General features: G+C 51.4%; 1 protein-coding gene. It reads left to right on the top strand.

The annotated features are described in order from the left end of the window. Positions 1-95: 95 nt before the first annotated feature. A partial coding sequence (locus ACTHS3_RS17020; RefSeq protein ID WP_440368644.1) for an HD domain-containing protein occupies positions 96-436 on the top strand: 341 nt, incomplete at its 3' end.

Genomic DNA, 436 nt, shown 5'->3' with positions numbered 1-436 from the left:
GAAACATAGTGCCACATTCGCATACAAATCTAGGGCTGTCGGCAATAAACTGTTACAATAGCAGCGTTTTTATCAGAAAGAAAAAAACGCACGCCATGACCACTATTCGCCAAACGCCCCAAACATCGAGCGTAACGCTGGAAGGCCTCCTCGCATGGTTCGACGGCTATGTTGCCGCGCTGCCTGATCCCGATAAAAACCTGATTCAGACGGCCTTTGACCTGTCTAAAGAACATTATCCTGCCGATGCCCTAACGACTTACGGCGAGCCATTGATGGAACATTTCCTCGGCTCGATGCAAATCGTCAGCGAACTCGACCTCTTGCCCGATGCCGTGGCCGCTACGATTTTGTCCGACATCGGCAAATACGTTCCCACTTGGCGCGAATTGGTTACCGAACGCTGCAACAGCACCGTTTGTGAGCTGGTCAAAGG

The organism is Neisseria sp. P0009.S007 (assembly GCF_051962515.1).
Note: the sequence above shows the minus strand (reverse complement) of the source record. Positions and strands in the feature narration are given on the sequence as shown.